The following is a 14,827-nucleotide window of genomic DNA, read 5'->3' on the forward strand; positions in this document are numbered from 1 at the left end:
AAGCTGGCCTACGCTTTAATCGTTTCCGGTCGTGTATACATATTCAGCTCCTGCAGCTGGATCAGCACCTTGCCATAACGTCCGCTCTGATGAATGACCACTTTGCCATCTGGATAAGTACGGTGTACATATTCCGTAACGATTTGGCGAGCAGACTCATCCGGAATCAGATTATGGGTTTTCAGCGCTTGCATGACCTCCTCTATAGCTTCTTCGTAAGAGGACTCGGTCGTTTTTGTTTCTTTCGTAATAATGGATTGGAATGAATAACCCTTCAAATAAAGCAGGTGGGTCAAGTAGGCCATATCCGAGCTTTCTGGATGAACCTCGCGGCCCGTCAGCAAAGGAAGAATAGCTTGGAGCAGACTATGCTCTCTAGGCCCTGCGCCTACACTAATGTAGCAATATTTGCGAGCGGTACTGAGCACCCGTTCCACGCTTTCCCAATCAACAATGACGGGGCACATCGACACAAATACGAGATCGAAGGCGTTATTCCAGCCTCTTGCAGCAAGATCCAGCTCCTCAAACACGTCATGAACCAACAGGGCCTGCCCCTCCTCAAACCGTGCTGTATTCTCCCTGAAAAGCTCGCTTAACGGAACGTTAGGCTCTACAGCCGTCACCCATGCTCCCCTGTCGACGAAAGGAACGGTAAAGCCGCCTGAGGCAGCGCCGATATCGAGCACGGACAATCCTTGGAAGTCGACACCCTGCCCTTCTATCCAGCGAATAATGCGCTCGCTTCGCTGTCTTCCCCCTTCACTGAATACCTCTGCATTAAAGGTTTTTGCTTTATGGTCAAAGGACGTGCGGCCAATGCCGGCCTTCTTCATTTTATTGCCCGTCGCGTTCGGATCCTCCGTCCAAGCCTTCTCCCACACAGCTGCATTAAACAAATCGCTATTCATATCCCTTCATTCCTTTCCTCATTATCAGATGGTTTTTATTATGTGGACTTTAAAGACTCTTTATATCTACAATAACCCTTATCAGAATGAAAAGCAATGGCTCTTTTTTGAAATATAGAGAAAGGATATGATTTCTCCATCCATCCATCCTTTCTTTATAGTCCACCCTCTAAACGGTAGCTGCGCCGCCAGAGGACGGCGACAGCCGCTCCAACTCGGGTTCGAGCACCGCACGGAGCTCCAAGACAAGCCCAAAAATAAAATGGAACCGGACAAATAACGTGGAAGTACTTAGAGTATAAATAGAATCTAAAGGAATATTAGCAACATTTAGGAGCTTGTTCGGTTGTTCTCTGTTAAAATTAAATATACAGGCAAATGATGCTGTTGTTTTTACAAATGGAGACAAGTTACCGCATTCGTGGAGGAATTATTGATGGGGAATAATTCGAAATTGTTGAAGCTGCTCGGACTCATAGGCGGAGTTGTCGCTCTAAATATTGTTATTTTGTCACCGGGGCTTGTCGGGGTGGTCATAGGGGGTGAAAGTGTTCTTGCAACCGCTTCAGGCGTAACCTTATTGGTCAGCAGCTTTCTGGTTCTGACTTATGGAAGCTATACGCTGCTGCTCAAGCCCGCTTCGGTGCCGCAGATTCGTTCGATTGAGACACGTGAGGATTACATAGCGGCACTTTCCTATTACAAAAATGTCAAAGTGCTGCACAAGGATATCGCTGTGGGTCTCGACCAACTGGAACGAATAGCGAAGAAGAGAGCGATCTTATCCGATATTCTCGGCCAAAGATTTGAGCAGACGGAAATCAGCTACAAGAAATTCGACTCCGTCATCGTTGAGGTGGAGAAGCTTTTTTACTTGAATATTAAAGGAATGTTGAATAAGCTCGGCGTGTTCGATGCTGCTGAGTTTGCCTCCTTGGAACGGCAGCGGAGCGCGGGGAAGTTCTCGAATAAGCTGATGCAGGAAAAAATAGAGCTTTACCAGCAATATCTGGACTACGTGTCCGGTTATCTGGGAGCGAATGAAGAGATTTTGCTGAAGCTGGACCGCTTGGCTCTCGAAATTTCACTGCTAGGGAGCAGCGATTATCGGACGGTCGAGGAAATGCCCTGCATGAAGGAGCTCGATGTATTAATTAAGCAGACCAAATTATATCAACAATGAGAAGGTGACGCATATGGCGAGTAAAGGAAAAGCTTTTGTAGTCTTGGCACTTATTGCGATTGTCGTTTTTGCTCTCGTTTATTTTGGGATTAGCTTGACCTCGAACATAGGCAAGACGGATACGCAGATTTCGTCGGAGGATGCGGGCAAGCAGCTGAATAAGCTTTATCAAGGCATTTCAGTTACGAGTGCGGAGCCGATTAAAGGGCAGATCGATCTTGATCCTGCTGATGTCGGCGACTCCTTGCCGGATATTTCGAAGTTCCCCGTATCGGTGGAAAACACCACAGACCAATTTGTCGAGATTTTTTCCTCAACCGAGAAATCGGGCACGGATATGGATGGCTGGCTGAACGAGGTGGCCACTGCTTTTAATCAAGCGAAGATTAAAGTGAACGGGAAGACGGCTTCGGTCAAAATCCGCAATATTGCCTCAGGCACCGCAGCGGACTACATCCGTTCAGGCAAATATGTGCCCGATGCATTCACTCCATCCAACGAGCTGTGGGGTGAGATGGTCGCAGCGAGTGGCGTTCAAACGAAGCTCGTATCTAAACGACTTGTGGGCAATGTAGCGGGAATCGTCTCCACTCAAGCGAAATATGATGAATTGATTGCTGAATATGGCTCGCTCAATGTGAAGACGCTGACCGATGCGATTGCAAGCAATCAGGTGGCGATGGGCTATACCGACCCTTTTGCCAGTTCAACGGGCCTCAACTTTTTAGTGACGTCCCTCGCGACGTTTGACAGCCAAGAGCTGCTGGGCGAGAAGGCGGTGCAGGGCTTTGAGAAGTTCCAGGCCAATGTGCCGTTCCTTGCCTCGACTACGCTGCAAATGCGTGAGGCTGCCAAGACGGGGATGCTCGATGCTTTTGTACTGGAGTACCAAACCTATGTGAACGCGGCGGATTTTCAAAGCGGTTACGTGTTTACGCCGTTCGGCGTCAGACATGACAGCCCGCTGTATGCGCTCGGCAAGCTGCCTAAGGATAAGCAGGACATTATCCAGAAGTTCGCTGATTTTGTCACGCAGGATAAATACCAGAAGGCGGCTGAGGAAAAAGGCTTTAATGGTCTCGATGACTACAAGTCCGAGATGGAAGCCGTGAATGGCAAGACGCTGGCTTCCGCGCAGAAGCTTTGGAAGGAAAAGAAGGATGGAAGCAAGCCGATTGCCGCTGTTTTTGTAGCTGATATTTCGGGAAGCATGGGCGGAGAGCCACTTAATCGCTTGAAGGAATCGCTGCTCAAGGGGCAGAAGTTTTTGGGCAGAAACAACAGCATTGGATTCGTCTCGTACTCCAGCGATGTTGCGATTAACTTGCCAATCGGGAAATATGACACCAATCAGCAATCCATGTTTGTAGGCGCAATCAACAGCTTGCAGGCAAGCGGAGGAACGGCCACCTTTGACGGCATCGTAGTCGCCCTGAAAATGCTGCAGGATGAGCTCGCCGTGAACCCGGATGTGAAGCCGATCATTTTTGTGCTAAGCGATGGGGAGACGAATGAAGGGCATTCGCTCAAGGATATTAAAGGACTCATAGAAACGTATAAAGTACCGATTTACACGATTGGCTACAATGCGAATATCAAGGCGCTGCAAAGCATTTCAAGCATTAACGAGGCGGCAAGCATCAACGCCGATACCGACGATGTCGTCTATAAAATTGGAAACCTGCTGAACGTTCAAATGTAATTTTATATTGCGGATATAGGTTGAAGAGGAGGGGTTGCAATGTCATTTACGATGGAAGTGGTCAGTGAGGAGAAGCTGAAATCGGTCATTGAAGAGCAGGTGAAGCCTGAGCCTGAGGAGGTCACCCAGCTGCGGGAGCTTGCGACGAGCAATGTGTCGTCGATTTTGGAGCTGGATTTGGATTCGCTAGACAAGCGGAAAGCGATTTTGCAATCGATTGACCAGTTTGGCATTCAGTCGATGAGGTCTTCCTCGGAGAAAAATGCGCTGCTGCAAGTGGCAGTCGGCAATTTAGCTCAGACGGGCGATGAAGGCGGCCAAGTGGCGAGGGATTTGACGGAGCTGCACATTCAGCTCAAGGATTTGGACCCGAGCGTCGTCGATTTTGCCAAAAGCGGCGTGCTCGGCATGTTTTTTAATCCGCTGCGACGTTATTTTGCGAAATACCAGAAGGCGGATACGGTCATTTCGGGCATCATTTTATCGCTGGACAAAGGCAGTACGATACTTAAAAATGACAACACCACGCTGGAACTGGAACAGCACGCTCTTCGCGAGCTGACGAAAAAGCTGCAGAAGGAAATCCAGCTCGGCCTGCTGATGGATGAAGGCATTGAAGCGCAGATTGCAGCAGCCAAGACACGTCAGGAGTCGGAGGATAAAATCCGTTTCATAACCGAGGAGGTACTGTTCCCGCTTCGCCAGCGCGTCATGGATTTGCAGCAAATGCTCGTCGTGAACCAGCAGGGCATTATGGCGATTGAGGTTGTCATGCGCAACAACAAGGAACTGATCCGCGGGGTGGATCGGGCGAGAAACGTCACCGTTTCGGCGCTGAAAATCTCCGTTACCGTAGCAAGCGCGCTCTACAATCAACGAATCGTCCTGCAAAAAATCGAGCTGCTGAATCAAACGACCGACAGTCTGATCAGCGGCACCTCCAAAATGCTGAAAAACCAAGGCGCCGCAATCCAAAAGCAGTCGATGGAAGCAAACATCTCCGTCGATACGCTCAAGACAGCTTTCGCCGATGTGCTTTCGGCGATGGACTCCATCAGCACCTACAAGCAGGAGGCGCTGCCTAAAATGCGCCAAACGATCCAGCAGTTCAGAGAGCTGGCGGATACCGGCGAGGTGCAAATTCAGCGGCTGGAGAAGGGGCAGAAGCTGGGGTTGTAGAGAAAATATTATAAATCTTAAGAGTGCGAGGTAATTGCGCTCTTTTTTTATGCTTAAAAAATAAATTGAAAATATTATATTCTTTAATAACATATTACTTTTTGTTAAATTTATGTTTATTTATAAAAATTTAATTTAAAATAATAATTAACATAAATAAAAGGAGTTAAATTAAAATTCTAAATTATTGTATTTATACAAGTTTAAAATAAAAAAATAAAGGTTATAAGTATAATAGTTATTATAAATCATATTAAAATAATATTTTGACAAATAATAATTATTATTATAGTATTAATTATTATATATTGGGAGGTTTTACAGTGGATTTAAGATGGAATAGATTTGTGGAATTTAAATGGATAAGCTTATTGGTTATAATCTTTACATTACTTATTGGGCTTCCAGCTCCAACCAATGCAGCTGCGCCAAATTTATTAGCAGGTGAAACACTCACCTTGTTAACAGGTAATTCGACGACAGCTATGACGGATGGTGATGAAACGACCTCGTATACAATGAGTGGAACTCAACTATTGTATGATTTTGGCGTGCAAGGGAAAGCGAAATCGTATAAAATAACCTATTCAAGTGCAGATGGTAGAATTTTTAAGTATTCAGGTGTGCGTTCTGGCCTAATTAATTCTGATTCACTGCCTGCATCTAGTGTTAAAAAAACAGTTACAGGTACATTTCCTTCTAATGCAAGAAGTGTATTTATTGGAGGTTACACAGCATCAACGGTAATGACAATATACGAAATTGAAATTTATGGAGAAAACGATACTACTCCGCCATCTGTACCTTCTGGTTTGACTGGTGTTGCTGGAGATACTATTGTAAATCTGAACTGGGTTGCAAATTCAGAATCGGATTTTAAACATTACAATCTCTACCGTGATGGAGTATTGTTGAAAAGTGTAACTGGTAGTACGTATGTCGACACTGGATTGATAAATAAGACTACATACAAGTATCAAATATCAGCTGTTGATACTAGCGGCAACGAATCAGGCTTAAGTGAAGCATTAAACCTAACTCCAGTGGCTAAAGCTCCAGAATCTCCGAGTGGTTTAACAGTGACTGTTGTAGAAAAAAGCATTGTGATTAGTTGGACTGCGGTAAAGGATGCAGACACATATACCGTTTATCGTTCTACTGAGTCGGGCGGTCCTTACAGCTCTATTTCATCGGGGCTGAACGGAACAAGTTTCAAAGATAGCGAAGTGACACCTGGAGTAGAATATTTTTATGTTGTTAGCGCCTATAATGAAGATGTTAAAGGAACGGATTCCAAAGAGGTTTCTGCAACGATTCCCAAGAATCTAAATCCAATTTTAAATGTAACCATTAATGAAGAAAGTGTAAAAGTAAATGAGCTATTCACTTCTTACATTTCTTTAGAGAACGTTAGTGATATTTTTGCCGAAGACTTCACGATAAGCTATAATGCTGATTTGATGGATTACGTTGGGTTTGAAGAGATCGAAGGATACAAGGTATATAATGAATCAAAAGGTACAAAAGGTACGATTCGCTTTATTGTAGCGAGCCAGGGTGAAGAGTATGGTATCAACAAAGAAACGACTTTCTTAAAAGTTATTTTTAAGGCAAAAGCAATTGGAACAGGTACTGTTGATGCTATTAAGTGCCGAGTGGCTGATACTATTAATGAGTATGACATCGAGGAAGTAGGGTGCATGCAGGATAGTGTCATAATAAAAGGGCCAGATGATGTAAACCGTTCTGGAAGCTATACTTTAGTTGACCTCGCTATTAGCGGTTTTTATTTTGGTAAAACGGCAGCTGAAACGGATACGGTTAATCATGTAGCTGATCAAGTAGTAGATGGAAACATCAATAACGATGATCTAGTTTACATTGTAAATCAAATTTTAATTAATCCAAATTACGAGCCTAATATGTAGTTTTTAAGAAGGGCTCACTTGAAAGTCGATTTAAAGGAGAGCCCCTTTAGTCAGACAGCAGTAATTCCATGGTATCATGGGTTACTATTGTTCTCTGAAGGGGTTCTTTATTGTATAAGAAATTGTAGAAGGACCGAATTATTTAAATTTTTTCGCATGTGTTGATCGCTTCCGCTACTGGAGAAGGCGCAGCGATTTATTTTTTTTACCTACAATTATTTTTCTTGATCTATCATATAGAAAAAGAGCCGAAGAACCAGCATTCAGTTCTCCGTTCGTCTATGTTACGATAAGGGTAACTTTGTCAGAACTATTATAAAGAATGGAGAACAAGCGATGATTAATTTATCCCTAGAAATTCAAAATGCCGAAGGAGCGGTGCTTGAGACCCGTACGGACAGCGAACAGGTTTATTTGGTGTACAAGCAGGCTTACGAGCCTGGAAATGTAATCGTTCTCAAAAGCTCGCGGGCCAATGTGCATCTGGTCATTCAGCTGGAGGATTCGATTAATCCGGCCTTCATTTATTTGAAGGGCGAGGAGTACCGCTACATCATTCCTTTTGATGAAAAAAGAGTATCTTATTCACCTAAATCGTTTACGGGCGACATCCATGTGCTGACTGCCCGTCTGGCAACCGTCGAGGAAATAGGCGCTTATAAAAATGTAGCTAAAAATGAATATGACCAGCATGCCAACGACAGCTGTTTCCCGCATGCATCCGCTAATGTCGAGACGCGGGGCGAGGCCGTATTTGCGGCACGGAACGCCATTAATGGAAATGCTGCGAATGACTCGCATGGCGAATGGCCTTATGAATCATGGGGCATTAACCAGAGAGCGGATGCGGCTATTTCGATTGATTTTGGACGCACCGTAGTCGTGGACAAGGTCGTCTTAACGCTGCGAGCCGATTTTCCGCATGATAATTATTGGGAAAATGTGACGCTGACGTTTTCGGATGGCAGCTCGCATCAGGCCAGCCTGATCAAAACCCATAAACCGCAAACGATTTTGCTGGAATCCAGAGCGATTGACCATGTAACGCTAAGCGAATTAAAAAAATCATCCGATCCTTCACCGTTCCCGGCTCTAACGCAGTTTGAGGTGTTCGGAAGAGAAGCCTAAGAGCGGCATAGCTGGACGCCCGGTCTGGGTGCAAATACATTCCTCGTCCCCAGCAGTTACGACAGATTCAGACGCAAAAAATCGATTAGACGAGAGCGCCATGCAGGTGCTTTTTTGTCGTTTGGAAGACGCTTCACAGCATTGACACCTCTTGAGAAACTTTATAGAATGAAGCAGGCACTACAATACTGCTAGTATTCCATGCAGAACACGCAGCTAATCTGCTGGCAATTTTGACTGGAGGTTCACTGGTTTAAAATGAATTTAAAAATGATCGCTATCGGCGGCTACGTCATGCTTATTTATTGGCTTTCCTTGCATTTTTCGTTTCTGGACACGTTATTTTTCCCTACCTTGGGGGCTTTCAGCTTTCTGTTTGTCTCGCGTTCGTTCCGTTATACGGAGCTCAGCAAAATTACATTAGGAGCGTTTATTTCGTCCATCGTCGGTACGCTGCTCTTCTCCATCTATCCAAGCGCGATTTCCTTGTTCGTAAATGTATTGATCACGATTTGGATGATTACTAAATTTAAGTGGAACGCCCCGCCCATTGTGGCGGTGTCGCTCATCCCATTCTTCTCCCACTCGACGCATCTTTGGCTTATTCCGATATCCGTATGTGCGGCGCTGCTCGGTTTGATGCTGATTTTATTCCTTGCCGAATGGTCTGAGAAACGGCTAAGCCCTTTATTTTCACTGATCAAAAGAAATGGCGTTCCTGTAGAAACGGATTAATGCATTTATAAATTCTTATCAATTGTGTGAAAAGTATTCACTCGCAGGGCAGGTAGTTTTATAATATAATTTGTGATAACATATAGTATTAGATGAGGAATGTGAACAAGGATAAAATTATTCCGTTCATGCTTATAGATCTGTCGTTTATAAGCGTTGTTTTAAGCTGTAGATCAATGGGCATGATTGAAAGTTCTATTCATTAAATTGCAACTACACTGAAGGAGGATTTATCATGGCATTGGTTTCGATGAAAGACATGTTGAACAAAGGTTTAAAAGAAGGTTACGCGGTTGGTCAATTCAACATTAACAACCTGGAGTGGACGCAAGCCATTTTGGGCGCAGCTCAAGAAGAGCAATCTCCCGTTATTTTGGGCGTATCTGAAGGCGCTGCTCGTTACATGGGCGGTTTCAAGGTTGTTACTGCAATCGTTAAATCCCTGATCGAAGAAATGAAAATCACCGTTCCAGTTGCGATTCACTTGGACCACGGCTCCAGCTTCGAAAAATGTAAAGAAGCAATCGATGCAGGCTTCACTTCCGTTATGATCGATGCTTCCCACTCCCCATTCGATGAAAACGTAAAAACAACGAAGCAAGTTGTTGCATATGCTCACGAGCGCGGCATTTCTGTCGAAGCAGAACTGGGAACAGTTGGCGGACAAGAGGATGACGTTATTGCTGATGGCGTAATCTACGCTGATCCACAAGAGTGTAAACAACTCGTTGAGCTTACAGGTATCGATTGCCTGGCTCCAGCACTTGGTTCCGTTCACGGTCCTTACAAAGGCGAACCAAACCTGGGCTTCAAAGAAATGGAAGAAATTTGCCAAACGATCAAGCTGCCATTGGTATTGCACGGTGGTACTGGTATCCCTACTGAGCAAATCAAAAAATCCATTTCCCTTGGAACAGCTAAAATCAACGTTAACACTGAAAACCAAATCGCGTTCACTAAAGTTGCTCGTGAAATCCTGACTTCGGATTCCGAAGTATTCGATCCACGTAAATTCTTGGCTCCAGGCCGTGAAGCGATCAAACAAACGGTTATGGGTAAAATTCGTGAGTTCGGTTCTTCCAACAAAGCGTAAGCCTATATATAAATGAAGAAGGGCTGGTCCGGCTGCTGCATGCAGTTGGACCAGCCCTTTTTTGCTGTATACTGTACTCTTGGCTTAACGATACGTTGGCAGCCAGCTGCCATGCGCTTCAATCAGCTCGTCGCAAAGCGAGACGATGTCATCCATCGACAATTCCGCTGACGTATGCGGGTCCAGCAGAGCGGCGTGATAAATATGCTCGCGCTTCAATGTCTTGGCAGCTTCAATCGTGAGCAGCTGGGTATTGATATTGGTGCGGTTTAACGCAGCCAGCTGCGGCGGAAGATCACCAACGTAGGTTGGCGTTATGCCGGAGCGGTCAACCAAGCAAGGCACCTCGACGCAGGCTTCCTTCGGCAGGTTCGTAATAAGGCCTGTATTCATAACGTTCCCGGCGATTTTATAAGGATGGTTGGTCTCGATCGCTTCCATAATATGCGAGGCATATTCATGGCTGCGCGTATGCTCAATTTTCTTATTGCCGAGCATCGAATCCCGTCTTTCCTCCCAGCCCTTAATTTGCTCAATACAGCGGCGTGGGTACTCATCCAGAGGAATATTGAAGCGTTCAATGAGCTCTGGATAGCTCTTTTTAATGAAGTACGGATGGTATTCCGCATTATGCTCGGAAGATTCGGTAACATAATAGCCGAACTTCAGCATGAGCTCGTAGCGCACCATATCGTGGTGCTGCTCCGCTTGCTTTTCCGCAGCGAGCCGTTTAATTTCCGGATATAAATCTACACCGTCCTTTGTTGCTTCCAGCAGCCACGCCATATGGTTAATGCCAGCGATCTTTGTTTTGACACCTGCTGTATCAATGCCCAGATGCTCGAATAGGTGCGGTACACATATTTGTACGCTGTGACAGAGTCCTACAGCCTGCAAGCCGCCTTGCGAAATGAGTACATTCGTCAATACAGCCATTGGGTTGGTGTAGTTGAGGAACAGGGCGTCTGGACAAACCTCCTGAATATCTGCTGCAAAATCAAGTACGACCGGAATGGTACGCAGGTTGCGGAAAAGGCCGCCGATGCCAACTGTATCGGCAATCGTTTGGCGCAAGCCGTATTTTTTCGGAATTTCGAAATCGGTTATTGTGCAAGGATCGTAACCGCCAACCTGAATGGCATTGACGACATATTTAGCTCCGCGAAGCGCCTCCTTGCGATCGGTATAGGCTTTAACGACGCAGCTGCTTCCAAGCGACTCCTTCATATTCAGCAGCAGCTGCTCAGATTCACGCAGCCTTCCCCCATCAATATCAAACAAAGCTAACTCGAAGCCTTGCAGTGCTTCTGTAAGCATGACATCACCCAACACATTTTTCACAAAAACAGTGCTGCCCGCACCAAGGAACGTTATTTTCGCCAATGAATTCGCCTCCGTTTATGAATAGCTTTGACTCCTTAACTATAGCCCCGAAGCGGAAGCAGGAACATGGAGTAATTCCTGTTAAACCTGTCATAATGCCTTTTCATTGCATGGTTTCATCCGATCTATTATACTATTACCTGTCATAATGAGGGGGGATGCCCTATGCCTCTGACTGAAGTCAGACATAATCGAGAGACACCGCAGCGGCAGATGGAGCTGTTTTTGCGTTTTTTCGGCAAGGAGGAATGTGAACCCCTGCACAGCTGGGGTCCGGGCTTGCGCGACTTGTATATTATCCATTATGTGATCAGCGGCTCAGGCGAATTTAGTACCGGAGGAGAAACCTATCAGCTGTCACAAGGCCAGGGCTTTCTCATAACGCCAGGAGCGATTGTTCATTATACAGCGGATGAGACTGACCCTTGGGTATATACGTGGGTCGGTTTTGACGGGCTTCATGCTAGAGCCTTTATGCAGCGGGCCGGGCTCAGTGTATCGCAGCCGATATTTCGTGCCAAGGGTGCCAACTGGTTCGATACTAGCCATCAGGAGCTTATGGATGCCCACGAAAAGGGTATCCGGGACATTTTGTACCAGAGCATTTTGTACCGTCTAATTGGAGAATTAATGGAATGTGCAGAGCCTGCATTAGCAGAGGAGCAGCCACTTCGTGCCAACTCCAAGGAAACCTATATCAACGAAGCAATAACCTATATCGAAAATAACTACAGCCAGAAAACAACGGTTGAGCAAATCGCTCAGGCTGTTGGCTTGGACCGGACTTATTTGTCCAGCTTGTTCAAACAGCAGTTTGGCCTGTCGCTGCAAGCATTTCTGCTGCAATTTCGAATGAATCGGGCGGTAGAGCTGCTGAGCAGCAAGCAGCTGTCAGTGAGCGATATTTCACGCTCGGTCGGCTACACCGACCCCTTTCTTTTCTCCAAAATGTTCAAAAAGGTCATCGGCCAATCGCCGCGCCGAACGCGAGAGCTGCTGGAGGAGCAGGGCAAGCTGTAAGCGAGGGAAAGCAGTCATTTTTTCATGTATAATCCAGCCGCGATGATTTAAGCTTCCTATAACCTATCAATAGTCAGGAGATAAGCAACAGATGGGGAAAATAAACGCAGCCTCAAAGTTTTTTATTTTTTTAATGCTCGCAATGGTCATGGTACTTGCGACACCGTTACAAACGTATGCCGAAAAAAGCCAGCTTAAATGGGTTGTAAATGGAAATGAAGTAACCTTCTCGCCTGCACCGATTATCGACAAGGGAACGGTTTATGTTCCACTGCTGCCGATTTTTGAAAAGCTGGGGTTTTCCGTAACTTGGAATGCTGCTGATCGAGTGGTTAGTGCCAAGCGCGGAACGATGACGGTTACTTACTATGTGGATGGAAGTTTTATTGTAATTAATGGAGCGACATACGCTGCGCGAATCGAAAGCATGACGGTGAAAAAGCAATTATTTATACCTGTACGCTTAATCAGTGAAGCAGTGGGTGCCAGAATTGAATGGGATGCTGGAAAGAAGACAGTCTACTTATCTTCACCACCGAAGGAGCGGAAGATAGAGCTTTCTTTTTCAAGCCAAATTCGCTCGCAGCTCGGGCTGGATGAAGAACGTGGGCTAAGCGTCAACGTGATGCATTATGGTGTGCAAGATAATAGCTTGTATACGCTGGTCTATTTTCAAAATTTAAGCCAAAAGGATCTTTATTTGAATATAGACCCTGACAATCTGAAAATTATCCGTTCGTATTCGAAGCAAAAGGACCCCATGCCGCCTTACAACGATACGGAAGCTTTTGAAGAGTGGAAGCGTAACAATAACGGTTTTTCGGAGGTTGGCAGCAATGTGGTAGCTATGCGGAAATATGTGCAAAATCAAGCAGGGGGCTTGACCGATTTTCTACTGCCAGCGGGTAAAACGGAGCAAATGATTTTTATTGCACCGGTCGTGATAGGGTCGCCCTTTACGATCAATGGGAGCTATGGTGCAGGCATCAAGCAGATTAACCCAGCCTCGTTAAAGCTTCATTATGAGGTGGAAACCGGGCTGGAGCTTGGACAATATTCGTTTATGTATACAATGATGCCAGTACAGGAATAAAAATCCATTCGCAATGGAAAGGAAAAGCGCAGGTTAGCGAGAATGTAAGAGTAAAAATAAAAGTAAAAGTAAAAGGGACGGCTTTGGCATTAAGCCCAAAGCTGTCCCATGGAGAGCAAGCGCCGTGCTTTGCAGCAGCGGCAGCTTGTTTTTTGCTTTGAATGTCAGGTGGTGCATGAGCGGCACCGCTGCTGCATGTATGCGATGCGCGGCGTTAGCCGCGAAGCGGTACCCGTTTCTTCTTCCCCGCTCGCATGGACAGAAGGAAGCACAGCAGAAGCACGACGCCAGCGGAGACGTAGGGGAAATTAATATTCATATCAAACAGTACGCCGGCTGCAATTGGTCCGAGAATGTTGCCTAGGCTCGTAAAAGCGGAGTTCAAGCCAGCGAGGTAGCCTTGCTGGTCATTAGCCATTTTTGAAATTTGGGTGCCGATGGCCGGGCGCAAAATATCGACAGACAGGAACAGGAAGAAGGTGACCACGAATACCATCCAGTAGTTGCTCGTCAACAGCATCAGCAGAACGAATAGACCCGCAATAAACAAAGACCACGTAATGACGTTCTGCTCGCCAAACCGATTCAAAATCCAGCCGAAAATCGTGACCTGCACAACCGCGCCCGCGATGGAGCCGAACGTAATAATAAATGCAATATCGGTTGCTGTAAAGCCAAAGCGATGATCAACGTACAAGCCGAATACCGTCTCATAGTTCGCAAGCCCGAACGAGGCGACAAGCACGATGATTAAGCTGAAAAAATAGGGCTGCTTATAAGACGTCAGCAGCTGGGACATAAAGCTGGGTTCGCCAGTCGAGCCAGTCGAAGCCGAGTCCTTTGGAAGAGCTGAAGCGGGAGGCGTCGGAGCGGCAATCGCCTTGGATTCTGGTAAAACCAGCAGCGTAACAATGGCGGCTACCCCGCCCGCGATGCCCGCTACATAGAAGGGTACGCGTACGCCAAATTCGGCCAAATAACCTCCGATGCCGGGGCCGATAATAAACCCGGTCGTAATCGCGGCATTGATGTAGCCCATGCCTTTGGCGCGTTCTTCGTTGCTAGTAACGTCAGCGACATAGGCCATAATCGAAGGCATGCTGAATGCGGCCCCGATTCCGCCAAGTATGCGAGAAACAAACAGCAGCCACGGCTCGCTGACAGCTCCAAACATCCATTCCGAGAGTGCGAACAGCGTAACGCCCGCTACAATCATTTTTTTTCGGCCGATAGAATCGGAGAGTCTGCCTGCAAGCGGTGAAAATATTAATTGGGCTAAGGAAAAGGCCGCTACCATGAAGCCGAGTATGCTTCCGTTCAAATCCAGCTCTCGCATATAGGCAGGCATAACGGGAATCACGAGCCCAATGCCTGTAAATACGAGCAAAATATTGCCCATGAGAAGAAGGATAGCCCCTCTATTCCGTAGTAATAATGACATGGTTAAAGTCCTTTCATCCTGATCTAGGTTG

12 protein-coding genes are annotated in these 14,827 nt (G+C 46.1%); 9 read left to right on the forward strand and 3 right to left on the reverse strand.

Annotation, left to right across the window (positions count from 1 at the left end):
- Window positions 1-8 precede the first annotated feature (8 nt).
- Window positions 9-911, reverse strand: coding sequence for a class I SAM-dependent methyltransferase (locus tag ABEW34_RS03785; RefSeq protein ID WP_430154996.1), 903 nt, complete (start codon window positions 909-911; stop codon window positions 9-11).
- A gap of 436 nt (window positions 912-1,347) precedes the next feature.
- On the opposite strand from ABEW34_RS03785, the gene ABEW34_RS03790 reads away from it, so the two are divergent.
- The 7 genes from ABEW34_RS03790 (at window position 1,348) to ABEW34_RS03820 (ending at window position 9,859) form a co-directional block, all read left to right on the forward strand.
- Window positions 1,348-2,094 (forward strand): hypothetical protein, encoded by a 747-nt coding sequence (locus ABEW34_RS03790; protein WP_430154998.1) that lies wholly within the window; start codon window positions 1,348-1,350, stop codon window positions 2,092-2,094.
- A gap of 13 nt (window positions 2,095-2,107) precedes the next feature.
- The gene (locus ABEW34_RS03795; protein ID WP_430154999.1) at window positions 2,108-3,796 is read left to right on the forward strand and encodes a substrate-binding and vWA domain-containing protein; all 1,689 of its coding nucleotides are present in this window, start codon (window positions 2,108-2,110) and stop codon (window positions 3,794-3,796) included.
- 39 nt (window positions 3,797-3,835) lie between these two features.
- A complete protein-coding gene (locus ABEW34_RS03800) occupies window positions 3,836-4,975 on the forward strand; it encodes a toxic anion resistance protein (RefSeq protein WP_430155001.1) in 1,140 nt (379 codons plus the stop codon).
- Window positions 4,976-5,298: 323 nt separating this feature from the next.
- Complete coding sequence (locus ABEW34_RS03805; protein WP_430155003.1) at window positions 5,299-6,903, forward strand: hypothetical protein; 1,605 nt, start codon at window positions 5,299-5,301, stop codon at window positions 6,901-6,903.
- Window positions 6,904-7,239: 336 nt separating this feature from the next.
- Window positions 7,240-8,031 carry a carbohydrate-binding protein gene (locus ABEW34_RS03810; RefSeq protein ID WP_430155004.1) on the forward strand — a complete coding sequence of 264 codons (792 nt, stop codon included), beginning with the start codon at window positions 7,240-7,242 and terminating at the stop codon, window positions 8,029-8,031.
- A 258-nt stretch (window positions 8,032-8,289) separates the two neighbouring features.
- Complete coding sequence (locus tag ABEW34_RS03815) at window positions 8,290-8,766, forward strand: hypothetical protein (RefSeq protein ID WP_430155006.1); 477 nt, start codon at window positions 8,290-8,292, stop codon at window positions 8,764-8,766.
- A 235-nt stretch (window positions 8,767-9,001) separates the two neighbouring features.
- Complete coding sequence (locus ABEW34_RS03820; RefSeq protein ID WP_430155007.1) at window positions 9,002-9,859, forward strand: class II fructose-bisphosphate aldolase; 858 nt, start codon at window positions 9,002-9,004, stop codon at window positions 9,857-9,859.
- Between the two features lie 84 nt (window positions 9,860-9,943).
- Here ABEW34_RS03820 and ABEW34_RS03825 read toward each other — a convergent pair whose 3' ends face one another.
- Window positions 9,944-11,242 carry an alpha-glucosidase/alpha-galactosidase gene (locus ABEW34_RS03825; RefSeq protein WP_430155008.1) on the reverse strand — a complete coding sequence of 433 codons (1,299 nt, stop codon included), beginning with the start codon at window positions 11,240-11,242 and terminating at the stop codon, window positions 9,944-9,946.
- Between the two features lie 165 nt (window positions 11,243-11,407).
- Here ABEW34_RS03825 and ABEW34_RS03830 point away from each other — a divergent pair, with 165 nt between their 5' ends.
- Together ABEW34_RS03830 and ABEW34_RS03835 are read left to right on the forward strand one after the other, a co-directional pair.
- Window positions 11,408-12,262 (forward strand): AraC family transcriptional regulator, encoded by an 855-nt coding sequence (locus ABEW34_RS03830; RefSeq protein WP_430155010.1) that lies wholly within the window; start codon window positions 11,408-11,410, stop codon window positions 12,260-12,262.
- A gap of 91 nt (window positions 12,263-12,353) precedes the next feature.
- Window positions 12,354-13,355, forward strand: a complete 1,002-nt coding sequence (locus ABEW34_RS03835; protein WP_430155012.1) for a copper amine oxidase N-terminal domain-containing protein — start codon at window positions 12,354-12,356, stop codon at window positions 13,353-13,355.
- A 214-nt stretch (window positions 13,356-13,569) separates the two neighbouring features.
- On the opposite strand, the gene ABEW34_RS03840 is transcribed toward ABEW34_RS03835, so the two are convergent.
- On the reverse strand, window positions 13,570-14,796 hold the full coding sequence (locus tag ABEW34_RS03840; protein WP_430155014.1) for an MFS transporter: 1,227 nt from the start codon (window positions 14,794-14,796) through the stop codon (window positions 13,570-13,572).
- Between the last annotated feature and the right edge of the window lie 31 nt (window positions 14,797-14,827).

It is taken from the genome of Paenibacillus algorifonticola (assembly GCF_050481745.1).
Classification (GTDB): Bacteria; Bacillota; Bacilli; order Paenibacillales; family Paenibacillaceae; genus Pristimantibacillus; species Pristimantibacillus algorifonticola_A.

What these genes read in the sequence shown, in the direction of transcription:
- ABEW34_RS03835 (WP_430155012.1), top strand. Translation starts at nt 12,354, where the DNA reads ATGGGGAAAATAAACGCAGCCTCAAAGTTTTTTATTTTTTTAATGCTC.
- ABEW34_RS03785 (WP_430154996.1), bottom strand. Translation starts at nt 911, where the DNA reads ATGAATAGCGATTTGTTTAATGCAGCTGTGTGGGAGAAGGCTTGGACG.
- ABEW34_RS03790 (WP_430154998.1), top strand. Translation starts at nt 1,348, where the DNA reads ATGGGGAATAATTCGAAATTGTTGAAGCTGCTCGGACTCATAGGCGGA.
- ABEW34_RS03800 (WP_430155001.1), top strand. Translation starts at nt 3,836, where the DNA reads ATGTCATTTACGATGGAAGTGGTCAGTGAGGAGAAGCTGAAATCGGTC.
- ABEW34_RS03815 (WP_430155006.1), top strand. Translation starts at nt 8,290, where the DNA reads ATGAATTTAAAAATGATCGCTATCGGCGGCTACGTCATGCTTATTTAT.
- ABEW34_RS03840 (WP_430155014.1), bottom strand. Translation starts at nt 14,796, where the DNA reads ATGTCATTATTACTACGGAATAGAGGGGCTATCCTTCTTCTCATGGGC.
- ABEW34_RS03820 (WP_430155007.1), top strand. Translation starts at nt 9,002, where the DNA reads ATGGCATTGGTTTCGATGAAAGACATGTTGAACAAAGGTTTAAAAGAA.
- ABEW34_RS03795 (WP_430154999.1), top strand. Translation starts at nt 2,108, where the DNA reads ATGGCGAGTAAAGGAAAAGCTTTTGTAGTCTTGGCACTTATTGCGATT.
- ABEW34_RS03830 (WP_430155010.1), top strand. Translation starts at nt 11,408, where the DNA reads ATGCCTCTGACTGAAGTCAGACATAATCGAGAGACACCGCAGCGGCAG.
- ABEW34_RS03810 (WP_430155004.1), top strand. Translation starts at nt 7,240, where the DNA reads ATGATTAATTTATCCCTAGAAATTCAAAATGCCGAAGGAGCGGTGCTT.